The sequence below is a fragment of the Limimaricola cinnabarinus genome, assembly GCF_002723615.1.
GTDB classification, from domain to species: Bacteria; Pseudomonadota; Alphaproteobacteria; order Rhodobacterales; family Rhodobacteraceae; genus Limimaricola; species Limimaricola cinnabarinus_B.
On the sequence record NZ_KZ304955.1, the window covers coordinates 94,263 to 115,290 of the forward strand.

At 68.6% G+C, this 21,028-nt stretch carries 18 protein-coding genes; 9 read left to right on the forward strand and 9 right to left on the reverse strand.

What is annotated here, in order from left to right; translation table 11 throughout:
* Nucleotides 1-131 precede the first annotated feature (131 nt).
* The 7 genes from tkt (at nt 132) to CJ301_RS07500 (ending at nt 8,907) form a co-directional block, all read left to right on the forward strand.
* Nucleotides 132-2,156, forward strand: a complete 2,025-nt coding sequence (gene tkt, locus CJ301_RS07470) for a transketolase (RefSeq protein WP_099275897.1) — start codon at nt 132-134, stop codon at nt 2,154-2,156.
* Nucleotides 2,153-3,106, forward strand: a complete 954-nt coding sequence (locus CJ301_RS07475; protein WP_254050099.1) for a class 1 fructose-bisphosphatase — start codon at nt 2,153-2,155, stop codon at nt 3,104-3,106. The genes tkt and CJ301_RS07475 overlap by 4 nt, the downstream gene beginning before the upstream one ends.
* A gap of 11 nt (nt 3,107-3,117) precedes the next feature.
* Complete coding sequence (fba, locus tag CJ301_RS07480; protein ID WP_099275899.1) at nt 3,118-4,161, forward strand: class II fructose-bisphosphate aldolase; 1,044 nt, start codon at nt 3,118-3,120, stop codon at nt 4,159-4,161.
* Nucleotides 4,162-4,314: 153 nt separating this feature from the next.
* Nucleotides 4,315-5,820, forward strand: a complete 1,506-nt coding sequence (locus tag CJ301_RS07485) for an FGGY-family carbohydrate kinase (protein ID WP_099275901.1) — start codon at nt 4,315-4,317, stop codon at nt 5,818-5,820.
* On the forward strand, nt 5,817-7,535 hold the full coding sequence (locus CJ301_RS07490) for a glycerol-3-phosphate dehydrogenase/oxidase (RefSeq protein ID WP_099275903.1): 1,719 nt from the start codon (nt 5,817-5,819) through the stop codon (nt 7,533-7,535). Before CJ301_RS07485 ends, CJ301_RS07490 begins: the two co-directional genes overlap by 4 nt.
* Before the next feature lie 128 nt (nt 7,536-7,663).
* A complete protein-coding gene (locus CJ301_RS07495; protein WP_099275905.1) occupies nt 7,664-8,167 on the forward strand; it encodes an RNA polymerase sigma factor in 504 nt (167 codons plus the stop codon).
* A gap of 23 nt (nt 8,168-8,190) precedes the next feature.
* Nucleotides 8,191-8,907: a hypothetical protein gene (locus tag CJ301_RS07500; protein WP_162620454.1), complete on the forward strand. Its 717-nt coding sequence runs from the start codon at nt 8,191-8,193 to the stop codon at nt 8,905-8,907.
* Between the two features lie 24 nt (nt 8,908-8,931).
* Here CJ301_RS07500 and CJ301_RS07505 read toward each other — a convergent pair whose 3' ends face one another.
* From CJ301_RS07505 to CJ301_RS07540, 8 genes are all read right to left on the reverse strand, one after another.
* Nucleotides 8,932-9,315, reverse strand: a complete 384-nt coding sequence (locus tag CJ301_RS07505; protein WP_216823257.1) for a c-type cytochrome — start codon at nt 9,313-9,315, stop codon at nt 8,932-8,934.
* Between the two features lie 68 nt (nt 9,316-9,383).
* Nucleotides 9,384-10,565, reverse strand: coding sequence for a sulfite oxidase (locus CJ301_RS07510; protein ID WP_099275909.1), 1,182 nt, complete (start codon nt 10,563-10,565; stop codon nt 9,384-9,386).
* Nucleotides 10,566-10,744: 179 nt separating this feature from the next.
* Nucleotides 10,745-11,383, reverse strand: coding sequence for a DUF3726 domain-containing protein (locus CJ301_RS07515; protein WP_099275911.1), 639 nt, complete (start codon nt 11,381-11,383; stop codon nt 10,745-10,747).
* Entirely contained in the window at nt 11,380-13,083 is a 1,704-nt protein-coding gene (locus CJ301_RS07520) for a hypothetical protein (protein WP_099275913.1), read from the reverse strand. Before CJ301_RS07520 ends, CJ301_RS07515 begins: the two co-directional genes overlap by 4 nt.
* A gap of 71 nt (nt 13,084-13,154) precedes the next feature.
* Complete coding sequence (locus CJ301_RS07525; RefSeq protein ID WP_099275915.1) at nt 13,155-14,714, reverse strand: BCCT family transporter; 1,560 nt, start codon at nt 14,712-14,714, stop codon at nt 13,155-13,157.
* A gap of 43 nt (nt 14,715-14,757) precedes the next feature.
* A complete protein-coding gene (locus CJ301_RS07530) occupies nt 14,758-15,765 on the reverse strand; it encodes a membrane dipeptidase (protein WP_099275917.1) in 1,008 nt (335 codons plus the stop codon).
* Nucleotides 15,762-17,222, reverse strand: a complete 1,461-nt coding sequence (locus CJ301_RS07535) for an aldehyde dehydrogenase family protein (protein ID WP_099276078.1) — start codon at nt 17,220-17,222, stop codon at nt 15,762-15,764. The genes CJ301_RS07530 and CJ301_RS07535 overlap by 4 nt, the downstream gene beginning before the upstream one ends.
* A 121-nt stretch (nt 17,223-17,343) precedes the next feature.
* Nucleotides 17,344-18,228 (reverse strand): LysR family transcriptional regulator, encoded by an 885-nt coding sequence (locus CJ301_RS07540; protein WP_099275919.1) that lies wholly within the window; start codon nt 18,226-18,228, stop codon nt 17,344-17,346.
* Nucleotides 18,229-18,326: 98 nt separating this feature from the next.
* On the opposite strand from CJ301_RS07540, the gene CJ301_RS07545 reads away from it, so the two are divergent.
* Nucleotides 18,327-18,683, forward strand: coding sequence for a RidA family protein (locus CJ301_RS07545; protein WP_099275921.1), 357 nt, complete (start codon nt 18,327-18,329; stop codon nt 18,681-18,683).
* Nucleotides 18,684-18,759: 76 nt separating this feature from the next.
* On the opposite strand, the gene CJ301_RS07550 is transcribed toward CJ301_RS07545, so the two are convergent.
* Entirely contained in the window at nt 18,760-19,875 is a 1,116-nt protein-coding gene (locus CJ301_RS07550) for an S-(hydroxymethyl)glutathione dehydrogenase/class III alcohol dehydrogenase (RefSeq protein ID WP_173812334.1), read from the reverse strand.
* 153 nt (nt 19,876-20,028) lie between these two features.
* Between CJ301_RS07550 and CJ301_RS07555 the strand changes: the two genes are divergently transcribed.
* Nucleotides 20,029-20,907: a LysR family transcriptional regulator gene (locus CJ301_RS07555; RefSeq protein WP_099275925.1), complete on the forward strand. Its 879-nt coding sequence runs from the start codon at nt 20,029-20,031 to the stop codon at nt 20,905-20,907.
* The last annotated feature ends 121 nt before the right edge of the window (nt 20,908-21,028 follow it).

Below are 21,028 nucleotides of genomic sequence, written 5' to 3' on the forward strand. Positions count from 1 at the left end.
TGTCTTCCTGCCCGAGGAAATATCACAAGCTCACGGCCATTACAACATCATATATGTGATATTGTGATTTAGAGTTGTGATATTTGTGATCCTGCGCTAGGACATGTCACGACTCGAACAGGGAGCTCCCGATGACCGAACACGCCCCGGCGCTGGCCCGCGCCGCCACCGATGCTCGCGCCTTCGCGCTGGCCAACTGCATCCGCGCGCTCGCCATCGACGGTGTCGAGGCCGCGAAGTCCGGCCATCCCGGCGCGCCGATGGGCATGGCCGAAGCGGCCACCATGCTCTGGACGCGGCACATGAAATTCGACGCCGCGCGGCCCGACTGGCCCGACCGCGACCGCTTCGTGCTGTCGAACGGCCATGGCTCGATGCTGCTCTACGCGCTGCTGCATCTCACCGGCTTCGAGGACATGCCGATCGAGGAGCTGAAGAATTTCCGCCAATGGGGCGCCCGGACCGCCGGCCACCCCGAATACGGCCACGCCGCGGGCGTCGACATCACGACCGGCCCGCTGGGACAGGGTCTCGCCGGGGCGGTCGGCATGTGCATGGCGGAGGCGCATCTCGCGGCGCGTTTCGGCCGCGAGGTGGTCGACCACCGCACTTGGGTGTTCTGCGGCGATGGGTGCCTGATGGAGGGCATCAGCCAGGAGGCGATCTCCCTGGCCGGTCACCTGAAGCTGGACAGGCTCTGCGTGCTCTATGACGACAATGGCATCTCGATCGACGGCGCCACCGACAAGGCCTTCACCGAGGACACCACCGGCCGTTTCGAGGCGGCCGGCTGGCAGGTGATCGCCTGCGACGGCCATGACGTGGCCGCGCTCGACGACGCGATCACGCGCGCCAAGGCCGAGACGGCTCGCCCGACGCTGATCCGCATGCGCACGGTGATCGGCCTGGGCTCGCCCAACAGGGCCGGGACCGCCGCCTCGCATGGCGCGCCGCTGGGCGCCGAGGAGCGCGCACTGGTGCGCCAGGCGCTCGACTGGGCCAACGAGGATTTCTCGGTTCCCGCGGAGCTGCTGGCCGAATGGCGCGCCGCCGGGGCGCGGGGCGCCACCGAGCGCGAAGCCTGGGAGGCGCGGCTCGCGGCCCTGCCAGCAGAGCGGCGCGCCGAATTCGAACGCCGGATCGCGGGCGAGATGCCCGATGGTTTCGACGCCGCCGTCGCGCGGGCCCGCGAGAGCCTCTTTGCCGAACCGCAGAAGGTCGCCACCCGCAAGGCCAGCCAGATCGCCCTCGAGACGCTGGCCGAAGCCTGCCCCGAGATGATCGGCGGCTCGGCCGATCTGACCGGCTCCAACCTGACCCGGGTCAAGGCCGTCGACAGCGATTTCCAGGCCGACAGCCCCGAAGGGCGCTATGTCTCCTGGGGCGTGCGCGAGTTCGGCATGGCCGCGGCGATGAACGGCATGAGCGTGCATGGCGGCGTCATCCCCTATGGCGGCACCTTCCTCGTCTTTTCGGACTATGCGCGCAATGCGATCCGCCTCTCGGCGCTGATGGGCGTCGGCACGATCCATGTCATGACCCATGACAGCATCGGGCTGGGCGAGGACGGCCCGACTCACCAGCCGGTCGAGCATCTGATCTCGCTGCGCGCCATCCCGGGGCTGACCGTGTTCCGCCCCGCCGATGCGGTGGAGGCGCTGGAATGCTGGGAGCTGGCGATCCGGTCGCGCCGCGCGCCCTCGCTGCTGGCGCTGTCGCGCCAGGCCGTGCCGCAGCTGCGCGGAGCGGGCGAGGAGAATCTGAGCGCGCGCGGCGCCTATGTCATCCGGCAGTTCGGCGAAAGCCGCGATGTCACGCTGATCGCCACCGGCACCGAGGTCGCCCTCGCCGTCGAGGCCGCCGAGGCGCTGCATGCGAAGGGCCATGGCGTCGCGGTGGTCTCGATGCCGAGCTGGGAGCTGTTCGACGCGCAGGTGCCGGAGTATCGGGCCGAGGTGCTGGGCACCGCGCCGCGCATCGCCGTCGAGGCCGCGAGCAAGCTCGGCTGGACCCGCTATGTCGCGTCCGAGGAGGATGTGATCGGCATGGACGGCTTCGGCGCCTCCGCCCCCGCCGAGGTGCTCTACGAGAAGTTCGGCATCACCGGCGACGCCATCGTGGCGCGGGCCGCGGCGCTGATCGGGGCGGCCTCGTGACACCGCTGCCGCTGCCCGGCGACGCGGCCATCGCGGCGCCGACGCTCGAGGCGCATCTGGACGCGCGCGGCGCGGACCCGGCGCTCTCCGCCCTCGCCTGTGCCATCGCCCATGCCGCCGCGCCGATCGCGGCGCGGCTGGCCCTGGCCGCGCTTCCGGGGGACCCGGCCCGGATCGTCGGCACCAATGACAGCGGCGATCGGCAGAAGGCGCTCGACCGCGCAGCACATGAGCACCTGCTCGAGGCATTGGCGCGCGCCGATGTGCGCGCCGTGGTCTCGGAGGAGGCCGTGGGCGAAATCTCCCTGCATCCCGAGGGTCGCTTCGACGTCGCCATCGACCCGATCGACGGCTCGGGCAGCATCGGGATCGGCGCGCCGCTGGGGCTTCTGTTTTGCGTGTTCGAGGCGGGCGAGACGCCAATGCGTCCGGGCGCGGACATCGTGGCGGCGGGCTACGTCTCCTTCGGTCACAGCACCGACATGGGGCTGAGCTTCGGCGCGGGGGTGGACCTCTTCACCCTGGAGCCGGCCTCCGGCCGCTTCCGCCTTGCCCATGAGCGGGTCCGCATTCCCGAAAGCAAACCGATGATCGCCCACAATGCGTCGAACACCGGCCATTGGCCCGCCCTTCTGCGCGATCACGTCGAGAGCCGCATCGCGGCCGGCGCCAACATGCGCTGGATCGCGGCCGCGGTGGGCGATCTGCACCGGATCCTGCTGCAGGGCGGGATCTTCCTCTACCCGGCAGACAGGCGGAAGGGCTACGAAAACGGCCGCCTGCGGCTGCTCTACGAGGCCTTTCCGATCGCCTTCCTGATCGAACAGGCGGGCGGCGCGGCCACCGACGGGGCGAACCGCATCCTCGATCGCACGCCCGAAAGCCTGCACCAGCACTGCCCGCTCATCTTCGGCGACCGCGAGATGGTCGCTGCCATTCCCCGCCACTGAGGAGACACCCCATGGCCCGCATCACGCTTCGCCAGCTTCTCGACCACGCCGCCGAAAATGGCTACGGCGTGCCTGCGTTCAACATCTCCAACATGGAGCAGGGCCTCGCCGTCATGGCCGCCGCGGACAAGGCACAGGCGCCCGTCATTCTCCAGGCCAGCCGCGGCGCGCGCGCCTATGCCGGCGATGGCGTTCTGGCCCGGCTGATCGACGCGCTGGTCGACCAGTACCCGCATATCCCCGTCTGCATGCATCTCGATCACGGCAATGATCTCGCCACCTGCGTCACCGCGATCCAGAACGGCTTTACCTCGGTGATGATGGATGGCTCGCTCAAGGCCGACGGCACCACCCCGGCGGATTACGCCTACAACCGCGACATCACCCGCCGCGTCGTCGAGATGGCGCATGCCGCCGGGGTCTCCGTCGAAGGCGAGCTGGGCGTGCTTGGCAGCCTCGAAACCGGGATGGGCGACCAGGAGGACGGCCACGGCGCCACGGAAAAGCTGTCCCACGAGCAGCTTCTCACCGATCCCGAGGAGGCCGAGCGCTTCGTCGCCGAGACCGGCGTCGACGCGCTCGCCGTCGCCATGGGCACCAGCCACGGCGCCTACAAGTTCACCCGCGAACCCGATGGCGAGGTGCTGGCGATGGGCGTGATCGAGGCGATCCACAAGCGCTTGCCCGATACCCACCTGGTGATGCACGGCTCCTCCTCGGTGCCGCAGGATCTCTGCGCGACGATCAACGCCCATGGCGGCGCGATCCGTCCGACCTGGGGTGTGCCGATGGAGGAAATCCGGCGCGGCATCCGCCACGGCGTGCGCAAGATCAACATCGACACCGACATTCGGCTGGCGATCACCTCCGCCATTCGCGAAACCATGGCGAACGACCCGGCCGAGTTCGACCCGCGCAAATACATGAAGCCCGCCATGGCCGCGGTGACGAAGCTGTGCGTCGAGAAGTTCGAAGCCTTCGGCACCGCCGGTCATGCCGAACGCATCCGCGCCCTGCCGCTCGACAAGATGGCGGCATTCCACCGCGCGGCCTGAGCAAGGCCGGGGCCGGGGCCGGGGCGCGTCGGGCCGCACGGCACGAAACGGCCCCCTCCGAGGCAGCAAGCCCGGAGGGAGCCGCCTTGATCATGGGCGGGATCGCACGGCAGGCTCGGCCCGATCATCACCGCATCCCAAGGGAGAGCTGACATGACGCAGTACCTGCTCGGCCTCGACAGTGGCCTGACAGTCACCAAAGCGGTGGTGTTCCGCACGGACGGCACGGTGGTCGCGCAGGGAAAATGCTCGGTGCCCCGGATCGAGGACGTCGCGCATCACGTGGAGCGCGACATGGCACAGCATTGGGAGGCCTCCGCTCGTGCCATCCGCGCCGCGCTGGAGGCGGCCGCGCAAGCGGAGGGCAACGGCGTCACCCCCGCGGCCGTCGCGATCGCCGGGCATGGCGACGGGCTCTACCTGCTCGATCGCGCGGGGGCGCCACTGGGCCCCGCGGCGACCTCGCTCGACAGCCGGGCGCAAAAGCTCGTCGAAGGCTGGGACGCCGATGGCACGACGGATCGGGCCCTCGCCTTGTGCGGCCAGCAACCCTTTCCCGCCTCCCCCTCGGCCCTGCTTGCCCATATCCGCGACAACGACCCCGGCCGATATGTCCGCATCGGCGCGATCCTGTCCTGCAAGGACTGGCTGCGCTATTGCCTGACCGGCGACATCGGAACCGACTTCACCGAAGCCAGCGTCGCCTTCACCGACATGCGCAGCCAATCCTACAGCACGCAGGCGCTGGCGCTTTTCGGTCTTGGCGACCTGTCGGGGGCGCTGCCACCGGTGCATCTTCCCGGCGCGGTCGCAGGTCACGTCACGCGCGAAGCCGCGGCGGCCACGGGCCTGCCCATCGGCCTGCCGGTCGCCGCAGGCTTGCACGATGTCGTCGCCTGCGCGGTAGGGTCCGGCGTCACCGGGCCGGATGTTCTCGCTCTGGTGGCCGGCACCTATTCGATCAACGAGACCTTTCGCACCGCGCCGCGGTCCGGCCCCGGCTGGCTGACCCGCAACGGTCTCATGCCCGGTCAATGGAACTGCATGTCCATCTCGCCCGCCTCCAGCGCCAATCTCGACTGGTTCGTGCAGCAGGCGGCGCGTGACGCGCTGGCAACCGAGGATCCCTTCTCGATGCTGCAACAGGAACTCGACGCGGTCGAGCAGGACCCCTCGGACATTCTCTATCTTCCCTATCTCTTCGGCTCGCCCTACCGGTCGGACATGGCGGGCGCCTTTCTGGGCCTGCGCGGCTGGCACGGGCGCGGTCACATGCTGCGCGCCGTGGCCGAGGGCATCGCCTTCAACCATCGCCAGCACGTCGATGCGCTCGACCCCGAGCGACGCATCGCCTCGGTGCGGCTGACCGGCGGCAGCAGCCGCAACCCCTATTTCGCGCAGATGATGGCCGACACGCTCGAACGGCGGGTCGAGGTCCCGACGACGCTCGAGGCCGGCGCGCTCGGCGTCGCGATCTGCGCCGGGCTCGCTTGCGGGATCTACGCCGATTGGGAGGAGGCCCGGGCGCGCACCACCGGGCCGCTCATGAGCTACGAGCCCGGCGATGCGGCGGCTGCCCGGCTGCGGCAGGGCTATGCCCGCTACAGGGACGCCGCCGCCGCCCTGATCGATCTTCAGACAAGGGCAGGACGGATATGAGCGACACCGGGCGCGATGCCCTTTTGCAGCGCCTGCGCGAGACGCGGCACGTCCCGGTGCTGATCGTGGGCGGCGGGATCAACGGGATGGGGACCTTCCGCGACCTGGCCCTGCAGGGGGTCGATTGCCTCTTGGTCGAGCGCGGCGATTTCTGCTCGGGCACCAGCCGCGCGCCGTCGCGCATGATCCATGGCGGCCTGAAATATCTCGAAACCGGGGATTTCCGCCTGGTTCGCGAAAGCGCGGAGGAGCGCAACCGCCTGCTTCGGAACGCCGCGCATTATGTCCACCCTCTCGAGATGATCATCCCGATCTATTCCTGGACGGCCGGCATCCTTCCGGCGCTGCGCCGGTTCCTGCGCCGTCCGGCAAAGCTGACCGAGCGCGGCGCGGCGGTGATCAAGCTCGGGCTGACGCTTTACGACATCTATGGCCGGCTGAACCGCGTCATGCCCCGGCACCGGATGATCCGGCGCGAGGATGCGCTGCGCGAGATCCCGGATCTCGATCCGCGGATCCGCATTGCTGCCTCCTATTACGACGCCTGGATCACCTCGCCCGAAAGGCTGGTGGTCGAACTGGCGCTCGACGGGATGGAGGCGAACCCTGCCAGCATGGCGCTGAACCATGTCTGCTTCGACGGGATCGAGAGCGGCCGGGCGCGGTTGCGCGATGCCATGACGGGCGAAATCTTCCTGGTGGGCTGCGACCTGATGATCAATGCCGCGGGCCCGTGGATCGACCGGGTGAACGCCGCCGCGGGCGAGGAAGGCCGCATGATCGGCGGCACGAAGGGCAGCCACCTGCTGCTCGACCTGCCGGTCTTCGCGCGCAGCCTCGAAGGGCGGATGATGTATTTCGAAGCGGAAGGCGGGCGGATCTGCCTTGTCTCCAACTTCATGGGGCACGTGCTTCTGGGCTCGACCGACATCCCGACCGAAGACCCCGACGGGGTGGTCTGCACCGACGAGGAGGTCGACTACCTGCTCGACGCCTTCCGGCGGATTTTCCCCAAGGTGGCCGTGACGCGGGACCACATCTTCTTCAGCTATGCCGGGGTGCGCCCGCTGCCCGCGCAGGACGCCTCGGACCCGGGCGCGATCAGCCGCGATCATTCCATGCCCGTCCGCCCTGCCACCCAGGGCCGCGGCTTTCCGATCCTGTCACTGGTGGGCGGCAAATGGACGACCTTCCGCTCCTTCTCGGCCGGGGTGACGGATGCGGCGCTGTCCTGTCTGGGCCGGGAGCGGCGGCGCACGACGGAAGAGCTGGCGATCGGTGGCGGCACCGGCCTGTCGCAAGGGACCGGCGATGCGGAGGCGCTCCTGTCGGAGCTTGCCGCCACGGGCCTGTCGCGGGGCCGGGCGGCCCGGCTTCTGGCCTGTTATGGCTCGCGGGCGCGGCTGATCGCGAACGCCTTCAAGGGGCCGGAGACTTTCCTGACGCATCTCCCCGAGGTCTCGCACGAAGAGCTCGCCTTCATCGCGCGGCACGAGGTGGTCCACAGCGCGCAGGATGTTCTCTTCGGGAGGGGGGCGCTGTTTCTGGAACGCCCCCTGCCCCGCGCCGCGCTGTCGGAGCTGGTCCGGGCGCTCGCCGGCATTCTCGATTGGGACGCGGCGCGCATCGCCCGCGAAGAGGAAAGCCTGGTCGAGCGCTACAGGCGGCATCATCGCATCGGTTTCGATGCCGAGGGCATGCCGCAATTTATCTGACAGGCGCATCGATGCCGCCGGGGGGCGGTCACATCCCCGGCGCCCGGCCAGATCGGACCTTCGCCGGGCCTGCGACCTTCAGAGAGCTTCTTCTCCGCGGCGCGGCCCCGTGGTAGAGGCCATACACCATGCAGTTGCACCGTCAGATCGAAGTCCTGTTTCCTGAGTTGCGGGCCTATGCGGGCGCGATCTGCGACGCCCGGCACGAGGCCCAGGATCTCGTTCAGGACGCCGTCGAGCGGGCGATGCGGGCAAAGGCCCCGCCGCGCAGGATCGACGAGCTGCGCCCCTGGCTGTTCCGGGTGCTTCGCCACCTGCATTACGACGAGCTGCGAAAGCGCAGGGTGCGCCGGGAATATTCCGAAGGCGAGAGACGTCTATTGAACGAGACGCCGCAAATGGGGGGCACCGAACGGGTGGTGCTGACGAGAATGGCCTATGCCAAGCTGCCGCCGGCCTGCCGGGAGGTTCTGTTTCTGGTGGACATCATGGGGCTGAAATACCGCGAGGCGGCCGAAGTCATGGATATTCCGGTCGGAACCGCCATGAGCCGCCTGAGCCGGGCGCGCAGGCACATGCTCGATCTTCTCGGACGCGACAGGCCGCATGGCGCGGGGGAGCCCTCGGGATGACGGAAATGAACGATCGGGACTGGATGCTGCTCGGCGCCTATCTGGATGACGAGCTCGGCTCGAAGGAGCAGGCGGAGCTCGCGCGGCGGCTCGAGAGGGAGCCGTCGCTCGCGCGGGTTCTGGACGAGATGCGCGGCCTCAAGCACGATCTCGGGGCCCTGCGCCCGACCGGCGATGCCGCGAATTTGCGCGACGTCCCGATCGGGCGATGGCGCCGAAGGGGCGCGCAGGTTGGCGGGCTGACTGGCTGGCTGGCTGGCGGTCTGGGCATCAGCCTGGCCGCCGGTCTGGCCGCGGTCGCCCTGCTGGGGGTCGACCCCTTCGACCGATCCCCCTCGGCAAGCGAGATCCATGCGAGCTTTCTGGCGCGGGAGACGGCTTCGCTCACCGAGGCGCCCCGCGCTGCGGCGCTGTCGCCGCAGGCAGGCTTGCCCGATCTGGAGCTGGCGGGGCTGGCCCTCATGGCCGAGCGCGAGATCGGTGGCATCAAGGCGGGCCACTATGTGGGCCGCAATGGCTGCCGCCTCACCCTTCTTGTCGCAGATGCGCCGATCCACGAAGACGACCCGGCGCTGATGCAGGTCGCCTGGCGCGACGGGGCCACGCATCATTTGATGGTGGCCCGCGCCATGGACCCCCGCCGTTTCGCCTCCATCGCCGCCTATCTGCGCGCCGGCGCGGGCTCGCGAAACGCGCCTGTCCTGGCGGGACGCCTGAAAACGGCGCGCGCATGCGGCTGAAGGCATGCCGGCCGGCAACCGGCTTCAGGAGGCGTCGGTGGTATCGGGGTCAGACGGCATCTCCGCCTTGCTTCCTTCCGGCTCCGCCGCCCCGGTGACACCGGCCACATAGGCGGAGATGGCCTCGATCTCGTCTTCGCCGAGATCCTCCGAGAAGGCCGGCATGATGCCGATCCCGCTGGTGACCGCCGCGCGCACCTGGTCGATGGTCGGGGCGAATTCGTCGAGGTCGGGGCCGACCGCCCCTTCCGCCTCGGCATCGGCCAGCGCGTGACAGGCGCTGCAGGGCATGAGGGCATTGTCGTTGAAGAGCGCGCGCCCGCGCTCGTGATCCGGCGCCGCCGCGGCGCCGCCGCCCATGGCGGTCGCGAGGGCCAGGCCCATGAGCGGTGTCTTGAAGCGTGTCATTGGATATTCCCCTGGGATTGGTGATCCCGCCCGGCGCCCCACCGCCGGACGGGAAGATGCTTGCGCGATCAGAGGACCGTCACGTCGACCGCATGGGCGCGCCAGCCATTATGGCCGTAGCCGCGCTCGTTCGGCTCGACCTCTTCGGGCTGCGCCTGCCCGCCGACGGTGGTGGCCCGGCTGGCCAGCAGGTGCGATCCCTGCCCCAGATCGGCGATCAGCACGAAGGGACGCCAGGCATAGGGCCCCATGTCCGGCCCGAGGAACTGCGCCTCGTTCCAGCTCTGCCCGCCATCGGTGGAGACCTCGACCTTTTCGAGCGTCTCGGTGCCGCCCATCGCCACCCCGTGGATCTGCACCTTGCCGGTCTCGGCATCCTCGAGCGGGCCGGTGATCCAGGACTTCACGTTCATCTCGAACATCGAGGGCTGCGAGGGCGCGCCCTTCTCGCCCACCGGGCGGACCCGGTAGCTGGTCTGCTGGATCTTGTTGGGGGATTCCTTTTCGGTGAAGGCCAGCCGCTTGAGGTACTTCACGTTGTTGACGCCGTAATAGCCCGGGATCACCAGCCGCAGCGGTCCGCCATGGGCGAGAGGCACCGGCTGGCCGTTCATCTCCCAGGCGAGGATGGCGCGCTCCATCGCGGCCTTGGGCACCGAGCGCTCGACCTGGATCGTCTCCTTCGGCACGCCTTCGGGGATCTCCTCGCCGCCGGTGCCGGTCAGCCAGTCCATGCCATCGGCCACGCCGCCCATCGCCGCCACCACGTCGCGCACCGGCACGCCGGTCCAGACCACGTTGCCCGCGGCGCCGACCGACCACTGCGTGCCGCTGGTCTCGTGATCGAAGAAGGCGCGCCCGTTGCCCGAGCATTGCAGCACGCAGGCGACGGTCTCGACGCCGAGCGTCTTGAGCTCGCCCAAGGTGATCGCGCGCGGCTCGGCCACGCCCTCGACATTCACCTCCCAGGCATCGCGATCCGCCACGATCTCCTCGGAAGGCGCGGGCAGGTTGTTGCGGATGTAGAGATCCTCGCTCGGCGTCACCAGCCCCGAGCCGATCGCGCCGCGCCGGGTTTCCAGCGTCTGCTTGGAATGGACGATGAGGTCGTCGGCATCCTTCCAGGCCACGTAATCCGGCAGCGCCTTGCCGTCCTGCGCGACGGCCGGAAGACCGGCGGCCGCACCGATGATGCCACCGGTGCCTGCGAGCAGGAAATGGCGTCTCTTGATCCGGGGTAACAGTGTCATGATCGTTCCTCCCTCCATCACTGCGCCTGTTCACGGGCAGCTTCGAAGGAAAGACGGATGACGAAAGGGTTTTATTCCGGCCCCGGATTGATTTTGATGGTCCGGCCCGGTTTCGCTCCGGCCCTCATGGCCAAGGAAGGCCCGGAGGAAGCCCACGGAGAGAGCGAAGCGGGTCTGCATCAATCCCTCTCGCTCCCGGCCCCCGCCCCGGCGCGGCTTGCCTCGGTGGCGGGGGCATAGGTGCGAAAGGCGAAGCTTTCCAGGATCTGGAAGGTCTCGGCGGTCACGTGACGATCAGGGGCGGCCGGCCCCCCTGCGGGGGCCTGTCCCTCGCGCGTGGACAGGGTGACCGGCCCGGCCGTGGCCGTGGCCCCCGCCGCCCCGTCCAGCTTCGGCGCGCCGCCACCGAAGAGGAGCGAGACACCCTGCCATTCGAGGGCCAGCGCCACCCCGGCGGAGCGGGAGGCCGCGGCGGCGAAGGGGGCCAGAAGCAGCGGCACCGCGACCTCCTGCAGGCGCAATGCCGCCCCGGCCTTCAGCTCGTCGGCCCGGTCGCAGATCAGCGCCCCGGCGATGATCGGGCATAGCGGCCCGCTCCGCGCGCGCCAGATCCCATCCGATGGCCGCGGCACGAGATCGGCATAGGGTGTCCCGTCATTCCGGCGCAGCAGTTCGGCCAGAAGCCAGGGGCCGGCGAACCCATTGTCGCTGAGCCAGCGCACCGCCTTGCCCGCCTCTTCGGCCAGGCCCCAGCTCATGCCGGCGCCGCGCGCCGCCTTGCGCGACAGCGCCTCGATTTCGTTGAGCGAGCAGATCATGGCTGCACCTCCGGCAGGGCGGGATAGATCCAGCCCGCGAACTCCATGTCGGCGAGCTCATGCGGGAAGGGCGCGTTGCGGAACATGTTGATCCGCACCCAGCGGTCGGAACGCGGATCGAAATGGCAGGCGCCGAAGAAGGAGAGCTTCGCGCGCAAAAGGTCGATGGGCAGGACATCGGCGCCGACGGTGTTGTCGCGGATCTCGGCATAGGGATGACGGGACGCGATCTGCACCCGCCGCAGGATGTGGCGATGCTCGGGGTGGCGCAGGAGGACATCCGCGACACGGGTTTCCCCGGCTTCGCGCTTCAAGGCCTCGAACAGCAGCGCCGCGTCGCGGCCGGGCGCCAGGGGCTGCTCATAGGCCGCGACCGGCTCCAGGTGCCGTTCGCCGAGGCGCGGTTCGAGCTTTTCTGCCGAGACATACCAGGCGCGGGCCTGGGCATCGGGGCTGTCCCAGTCGATCCCGAGCGCCCAGGCATAGTCGCGCTCGAGGATGTCGCGCAGGCGCGCCACGGTCATGCCGCCCTCGATGCTGAAACCGGCGGTTTCGTCGGCGCTCATCCGCATCGGCAGATCGTCGACCAGGGCGCCATAGGGCTCCATCATCAGCGCCACGAGAAGCTCCTGCCCCTCGAGGCTCAGCGCGGTCTCGGCCCATGTATAAAGGCGATCCCAGGGCGATGCGCCCGTCAGCGCCCCGCCTGCGACATGCCTGTCCAACCGGTCGAGATCGGCCTTCAGCCCTGCGATCCTGCCGCGCTGGACCGGGTGTTCGGACTGCCACTCATCGACATTGCGCCGCCCGCGGCGCAGCATGATCCGAAACGCCTCCGCCTCGGCGGGCAAAGCCGCCGGCAGCGCCCTGACCCGCGCCAGCGCGATCTCGCGCGTCTCGATCCAGTTGTTGAGCAGGATCGGATGGTTGAGCAGGAAGGGCGCCATGCCGAGCCCGGTCGAATTGCCGATGCCGAAGCGGCGGCGCAGGGCGGGGTCGAGGGTCACCGCGCGGGCGCCGCCCCTGACCTTCGCGAGATGCTCGACGAGGTCCAGAACGAAGCCGCGGATCAGGAAGACGGTCAGCATTTCGGCTTGGAAGGGGGCCGCGAATTCGGGGCGGTCGCAGATGCTCTCGCGGTCGGCGGCGCCGAGCTTGCCCGAGCCGTAGACGGCGGTGGTGCGCATCAGGTAGCCCACGGCGTCGATCTGCGCCCGGTCGGGCTGCGCGCCCCGGCTCAGGCACTCGACGACATGTTCGAACAGCCGCCCCGAACGGTTGGCGCGCGACACGGTCAGCTCCGAAGAGGTGACGCGCCCGGCCTCCTGCAGCGGCACGTTGCGCGACAGGCGCTCGATGTCCGCCCCGGACGGCAGCCCGTCGAACAGGGTGAAGGTGGTGTCCCATGCGGTGGCGATCACCCGGTCAGAGCGTTGCTCGGGCGGCAGGTCATGGGCGAAGGCGACGAGGCTGTAGCTGCGCTCGGGCCCGTGCATCGTGTAGACGGCATGGCCCACGCCCTTGCCGTCGATCTCGAAGGCGCGGCGCTCGAAGCGCCAGTTCTCGGATTTCAGCCGCCGCAGCAGCACCCGCATGAAGGACAGCCGGGATTGATGGAACGAGCCCATGCGCGCGAGCCGCATCACCGTTTCGGGGGAGCGCAGCGCCACGCGGTCGGGGCTCAGCTGGTCGAGTTTCATCACGCGCCTCCTCGTTGCACGATACCACGTATTGATCCGGGCGGCCCCCTGCGGGCCGCCCGGCGACCTGATCAGCCGCGTTCGCGACCCTTGGCGAGGGTGATCCTGAGCGCGTCCCACAGCGAGGGCAGCAGCACCAGCGAGACCGGCACCGCCGTCACCACGATGAAGCTCTGCAGCTTGCCCACACCGCCCGCGCCGAGCGAGACGAGGATGATCGCCACCAGCCCCATGCCGATCCCCCAGAACACCCGCACCGGCATCGAGGAGCGGTCCTCGTCCGACATGGCGACCGAGATCACGTAAGTCATCGAGTCGCCGGTGGTGGCCACGAAGATCGTGGTCAGCACCAGAAACAGCAGCGAGACGATGAAGCCCATCGGCAGCTGCTGGGTGATCGCCAGAAGCGCCGCGGGCAGGTTGAAGCCCTCGAAAGCGGTGGAGACGGAGCCCGTCTCGGCCAGCTCGAAGGCGATGCCGGAGCCGCCGATGATGGTGAACCAGAAGGTGGTGATGATCGGCGCCACCAGCGACAGCATGATCACGATCGAGCGGATCGAGCGGCCGCGCGAAATGCGGGCGATGAACATTGCCATCAAGGGGCCGTAGCCCATGAACCAGCCCCAGAAGAACACCGTCCACCAGCCGAGCCAGCCCGGCTCACCGAACAGACCGGCTTCGCCGCGATGGAGCGCCATCTGGAAGAAATTGCCGATATAGCCGGTGAAGCCCGCGACATAGCTTTCGAAGATGAAGGCGGTCGGGCCGAACACCAGCATGAACAGCAACAGCGCGCCCGCGAGGATCACGTTGACCTTGCTCAGAAGCTGGATGCCGCGGGTGAGCCCCGACATGGCCGAGATCGTGTAGAGCGTCACCAGACCGGCGATCACCATCGCCTGCGTGGCGAAGCTGTCGGGCAGGCCGAACAGCGCGTTCAGCCCGTAGCTGACCTGTAGCCCGAGAAAGCCGATCGGCCCCACGGTGCCCGCGACGACCGCGATGATGCAGGACGCATCGGCGGCAAGTCCGATCGGCCCGCGGATCGCGCGATCTCCGAAAAGCGGGTAGAGCAGCGTGCGCGGCGCCAGAGGCAGGCCCTTTTCATAGTGGTAATGCATCAGCATCACGGTCGAGAGCGCGCCCAGGATCGCCCAGGCGAGAAAGCCCCAATGCATGAAGCTCTGCGCCAGCGCCGGGGCCACGGCCGCAGGCGTGCCGGCCTCGGCGCCGAACAGAGGCGGCGAGGACAGGAAATGCGCCATCGGCTCGCCCGCGGCCCAGAACACGCCGCCGCCCGCCAGCAGCGTGCACATGATCATCGCGCCCCACTGGAACACCGAGAATTCGGGCCGCGCGAGGCCGCCCATGATCGCCCGCCCGCCGGGCAGCACGACGAGGACAAGGCCGATCAGGAAGGTCGCCAGCAGGAGTAACTGCCAGTAGAGGCCGAAATACCTGGCCGAAAAGGCGAAGCTCGCATCCACCATCGACGAGAGCAGCTCCAGATCGACGAGCGCGATCAGGCAGAAGAGGGCGATGAAGCCGCCGGTGATGGCGAAGAGCGGCTTGTTGATATGGCCGGGGTCGGGCGTATCCGCCGCCGCCGGGCTCTGTGTCTGGTCCGTCATTCCATCCTCCCTGAAGGAATTGCCGAAGATCCGTCCCGCGGCGCTACTCGGCCGCCGCCCTCAGCCCCGCCTCCTCCGCGGCGCCGAAGTTCTTGTCGAAGAAGCGCAGCCAGTTCTCTCCCATGATCCCGGCCACCTCCCTTTGGTCGAAGCCCACGGCGCGCAGCCCGGCCTCGATGTTGGAGAAATCCCTGTTATCCGCGAACCATTCCGGCATGTCGGGAAAGCCGGGTGCGGCGGCCGAGCCTTCGCCGTAATCGACCCGCTTGGTCCAGCGGCCCATGCGCATCCAGTCGACCACGCTGTCGGGGTGGTCCTGGCACAGATCCGAACCGATCCCGAGGCTCTGCGCCCCCACCATCTCGGCGCTGCGCGCGACCATCTCGCAGAAGCTTTCGAGCGTGCAGCCGCCCTTGTCCTTGAGGTGATGCGGGTAGAGCGAGAAGCCGAGCATGCCGCCCGTTTCGGCCAGCGCCCGGATCACCGCGTCGCTCTTGTTGCGCCGCGCGGGCGCCCAGAAGGCCGGGTTGGCATGGGTGATGGCGATGGGCCGCGCGGAGTGCTCGATCGCCTCCAGCGTCGAGCGTTCGGCGGAATGGCTCATGTCGACGACGAGGCCGACGCGGTTCATCTCCTCGATCACCTCGCGGCCCATGCGGGTGAGGCCGGGATCTTCGGCCTCGTAGCAGCCCGTCGCCAGCAGCGACTGGTTGTTGTAGCTCAGCTGCATGAAGCGCGCGCCAAGCGTGTGGAGGACCTCGACGAGGCCGATGTCGTCCTCGATCGGCGAGGGGTTCTGGAAGCCGAAGAAGATCGCGGTGCGCCCTTCGGCCTTCGCACGGCGCACGTCGCAGCCGGTCCGGCCCTGGAAGATCAGATCCGGGAACCGCTCGAACCGGCGGTTCCAGGCCTCGATGTTGAGCACCGTCTCGCGGAAGTTCTCGTGATAGGCGATGGTGACATGGACCGCGTCCACGCCCCCCTCGCGCATCTGGCGGAAGATCTTTTCCGACCAGTTGGCGTATTGCAGGCCATCGATCCTGTAGGTCACGCCAGCTCCTCCGGCGTGCCGGCCGCGATATAGGCGGTCTTGACGGTGGTGTAGAACTCGGCCGCATAAGAGCCCTGCTCGCGCGGGCCGTAGGAGGAATTGCCGCGCCCGCCGAAGGGCACGTGGTAGTCGGTCCCGGCGGTCGGCAGGTTGACCATGACGCAGCCCGTGCGCGCGTTGCGCCGGAAATGCGTGGCACGCGCGATGGAGCGGGTGACGATGCCCGAGGTCAGGCCGAACTCGGTGTCGTTCACCACGTCCAGCGCCTCGGCATAGGAGCCGACCTTGATGACGCAGGCGATGGGGGCGAACATTTCTTCGCGGTTGATCCGCATGGCGTTCGTGGTGCCGGTGAAGACGGCGGGCGACATGTAATGGCCTTCGGTGGCAAGGCTGAGGCGTTCGCCGCCGCAGGCCAGCGTCGCCCCTTCGGATTTGCCCAGCTCGATGTAATCGAGATTGGCCTTGAGCTGCTCCTCGCTGACGACGGGGCCGATCTGCGTGCCCTCCTCCAGCGCATGGCCGACCTTCATCGCCTTGGCACCCGCGACCAGCTTCTCGACGAATGCGTCATGCACGGCCTCGTGCACCACCAGCCGCGAGGAGGCGGTGCATTTCTGGCCGGAGCCGCCGAAGGCACCGCCGAGCGCGAGGCTGACGGCAAGGTCGAGATCGGCGTCGTCCATCACCGCGAGCGCGTTCTTCGAGCCCATCTCCATCTGGATCTTGGTGAAGTTCTCGACCGCCGCGCGGGCGATGCCGCGCCCGACGGGGACCGAGCCGGTAAAGGAGATGGCGTCGAGCGTGGGGCTCTCGACCAGCTTCTGGCCGATTTCGCGCCCCGCCCCCATGACGAGGTTGAACAGCCCCTCGGGGATGTCCTGGCGGCTGATGATCTCGGTCAGCGCCACGGCCGAGGCGGGGGTGACATTGGCGGGCTTCCAGATCACCGCATTGCCGAAGGCCAGCGCGGGGGCGATCTTCCAGCTCGCGGTCGCGGTCGGGAAATTCCACGGGCTGATGACCGCGACGACGCCCACCGGCTCGCGCCGCACGTCGATCTCGACGCCCGCGCGCACGGAGTCGGCGGTGTCGCCGATCTGGCGCAGGCATTCGGCGGCGTAATAGGTGAAGAACTGGCCTGCGCGGTATATCTCGCCCTTGCCCTCCGCGAGCGGCTTGCCCTCCTCGCGCGACAGCAGTTCGCCCAGCTCGGCGGCGCGGGCCATCATCTCGGTGCCGATCGCCATCAGCACGTCATGGCGCCGCTCGGGGCCATGGCCCGCCCAGATCGCCTGCGCCCGCTTCGCCGCCGCCAAAGCGTCGTCGAGCTGCGCGGCGCTGGCCTGCGCGTAGCGGCCCACCAGCTCGGACAGGTCCGAGGGGTTGCGGTTCTCGATCTCGCCGGCCCCGGCAACCCAGGCCCCTGCGATGTAATTGCGGTTGAGGTCGGTCATGGCGTTCATGCGCTGTCTCCTGTCTGGACCGGGCGTCCCGGACGTGATTGCAGACAGTAGGCCCGACCGAAGCCGTTCAATCAAACTCGATTACATTGAATCCATTTCAGCAAAGCTGAAGTCAGACTGTATCGCGCAGATCCGCCGTCTCTTTCTCGAGCACGCGCAGAAAGGCGCGCGCTGCCGGTGGCAGCAGGCGGCGCGGCTGCGAGACGAGGTAGAGATGCCGCCGTGCCTCGCTTTCGGCGAGCGGGAGAAAGGCGAGCCCTTCATCGTCCAGCGGCACGGCGCGGCGGGGCAGCAGCGTCAGCCCGACGCCGCCGCGGACCAGCGCCAGCAGCGAGGCGGTATTGGGCACCGACATCGGAGCGGCGTCGAGGATCGGGGCGAAGGCGGGGTCCTCGATCAGCCGGCACAGCCCGTTGGCGATGAAGTCGCGCCCGGCAAGATCGCGCCAGCCGACCGCATCGCCGCGCGAAGCGAGCACGTCGCCCGGCGCGCAGACCACCCCGAAAGGGTCCGAGAACAGCAGCTTGCGCTCGAAACCGGCCCCCGCCGCGATGCTGGCGATGCCGATATCGGCGCGCTCGGCTTCAAGCTCGCGCTGCACCGAGGCGCTGTCCATGTCGCGCATGTCGATCCGCACCTTCGGATGGTCGCGGCGAAAGCGGCGGATCACCGGCGGCAGTATCGCCGTCGCGACCGAGGGCGTGACCGCCAGCCGCACCTGCCCCTCCTCGGCACGCGACAGCCCCTCGATCGCCGCGACCGTGCGGCCGAAATGCTCGACCTCGCGCCTTGCCTCGCCATAGACCATCTCGCCCAAGGGCGTCAGCCGCGACTTCCGCGCCGTCTCGAACAGGGCGGCGCCGACATGCTCCTCGAATTGCTTGAGCATCATGGAGACGGCCGAAGGGGTGCGGCCAAGCTGGCTGGCGGCCTCGTTCAGGCTGCCCTGTTGCACCACCGCGCAGAAGCAGCGCAGCATTTCGATCTTGATCGCCAAGTTCAGAATCCTTGAAGTAGATTTCAGGTAATGAACTTTGCCTGAAGCCGCGAAGGCTGTCTACAAGGCGGGTGGATACCAATCACAAGGAGCGGCTCATGACCGGCACCCTCAGGAAAATCGGCGGCTCGGCCCGCTTCTCCGCGATCGCGGTCCATAACGGGCAGGTGCATCTCGCCGGGCAGGTGTCGCAGCTCAAGGATGGCGACATCGAGGCGCAGTCGCGCGACGTCTTCGCCAAGGTCGACGCGCTTCTCACGGAGGCGGGGTCGAGCCGCGAGGACCTGATCTCGGTGCAGATCTGGCTTGCCGACATGGCCGATTATGCCGGCATGAACGCGGTCTGGGACGAATGGGTCTCGGGCGTCACGCCGCCGACGCGGGTCTGCGTCGAGGCGCGCATGGCGCAGCCGCATTACCGCGTCGAGGTGCTGGCCATCGCGGCGGCGCGCTGAGCGGACAGCGCCTGAGCGCCCTTCCGCCTTCGGGCGATCAAGGCCCGCGCGACACCCGGTCGCGCGGGCCTTCATCTCATGCGGCGTAGTGGATCACGCTGCGGATGCTCTTGCCCTCATGCATCAGATCGAAGGCCTCGTTGATCTGCTCGAGCGGCATGGTGTGGGTGATGAAGTCGCTCAGCTTGAACTCGCCCGCGAGATAGCGCTCGACGTAATCGGGCAGCTCCGAGCGGCCCTTGACCCCGCCGAAGGCCGAACCGCGCCAGACCCGGCCGGTGACGAGCTGGAACGGACGGGTCGAGATTTCCTGACCCGCGCCCGCAACACCGATCACCACGCTCTCGCCCCAGCCCTTGTGGCAGCATTCCAGCGCCGAGCGCATGACGTCGACATTGCCGATGCACTCGAAGGAGTAATCGACGCCGCCATCGGTCATCCCGACGATGACCTCCTGGATCGGCTTGTCGTGCTCCTTGGGGTTCACGCAATCGGTGGCGCCGAGCTGGCGCGCCAGCTCGAACTTGCTCTCGTTGATGTCGATGGCGATGATCCGGCCCGCCTTGGCCATGGTCGCGCCGATGATCGCCGACAGGCCGATGCCGCCGAGACCGAAGATCGCGACCGTCGCGCCCTCCTCGACCTTGGCGGTGTTCATCACCGCGCCCATGCCGGTGGTGACGCCGCAGCCCAGCAGGCAGACCTCTTCGAGCGGCGCCTCGGGGTTGACCTTGGCGAGCGAGATCTCGGGCAGGACCGTGTATTCCGAAAAGGTCGAGCAGCCCATGTAGTGATGGATCGGCTGGCCATCCTTGGAAAACCGCGTCGTGCCGTCGGGCATCAGCCCCTTGCCCTGCGTCTCGCGGATCTTCTGGCACAGGTTGGTCTTGCCCGAGCGGCAGAATTTGCACTCGCCGCATTCGGGCGTGTAGAGCGGGATCACGTGATCGCCCACCGCGACGCTGGTGACGCCCTCGCCGATGGATTCGACGATGCCGCCGCCCTCATGGCCCAGCACCGCGGGAAAGATCCCCTCGGGGTCGTCGCCCGAAAGGGTGAAGGCATCGGTGTGGCAGACCCCGGTGGCGACGATGCGCAGCCGCACCTCGCCCGCCTTGGGCGGCGCCACCTCGATCTCCTCGATCGAAAGCGGCTCCCCTGCGGCCCAGGCGACCGCGGCCTTGCAAGTGATGGTCTCTGCCATTGGATGACGCTCCTGTCTTGGCGGATCGGAAAACCGCGGCGCGGCGCGGCATGGAGCGCACTTACATTAATTCACCAGGCGCGTTAATCGCCGGTTCGGGAAAACACCATTGCACATGCGCAAAGATCGGAGGGGCCGGCGATGCAGGATTGGGAAGGGGTCGGGGAGTTCGCGGCCGTGGCCCGCACGCTGAGCTTCACCCAAGCCGCCGCCCGGCTCGGCATCTCGACCGCGCAGGTCAGCCGCCGGGTCAGCGCGCTGGAGGCCCGGCTGGGCGTGAAGCTCCTGCACCGGACGACGCGCAGCGTTTCCCTGACCGAGCAGGGAGAAATCTACCACGCCCATATCCGGCCCGTGCTCGACGGGCTGGCCGAGGCCGAGCGCGCGGTGACCCGGATCAACGCCGCGCCGGCCGGGCGATTGTCCCTCACCGCCCCCGTCACCTTCGGCGAAAGCACCATCGGCCCGTTGGTGAACGATTTCCTCACCCGGCACCCCGCGCTCGAGCTGACGCTGACGCTGACCAACCAGAAGATCGACCTGGTGGCGGAGGGCTACGACCTCGCGATCCGGCTCGGAACGCTTCAGGATTCGAGCCTCATCGCCACGCGCCTTGCGGCCCGGACGCTGCATGTCTGCGCCAGCCCTGCCTATCTCGCCTCCCGTGGAACGCCGCAGCAGCCCGGCGACCTGTCGCACCACAACTGCCTGCAAGGCACGCTGGACCATTGGCGGTTTCGGCAGAACGGACGCCTGCGGCAGCTGCGGGTGCATGGCAGCCTGCGGTGCAACAGCGGCTGGAGCCTGCTCGACGCGGCCGTCAAAGGGGTGGGGCTGGTGCAGCTGCCCGACTACTACCTGCGCACCGCTCTCGCCGAAGAGACGCTCGTGCCGGTTCTGGAAGAGTTCCAGCCGCCGGAAGAAGGTGTCTGGGCGGTGTATCCACCGAACAGGCACCTCTCGTCCAAGGTCAGGCTGCTGCTGGATTTCCTGGCCGAGCGCCTCGGCCGATCCGGCTAGGGCCCCGGGCGGCCCGACGCCCGGCCCCCATCGGGCAGCTGCCCATCGACGATGGTGCCACACGCCTCCAGATTTTGGGTCAGCAGGGTGACCGAAGCGCGCTGCCCCGGCGCGATGCGTC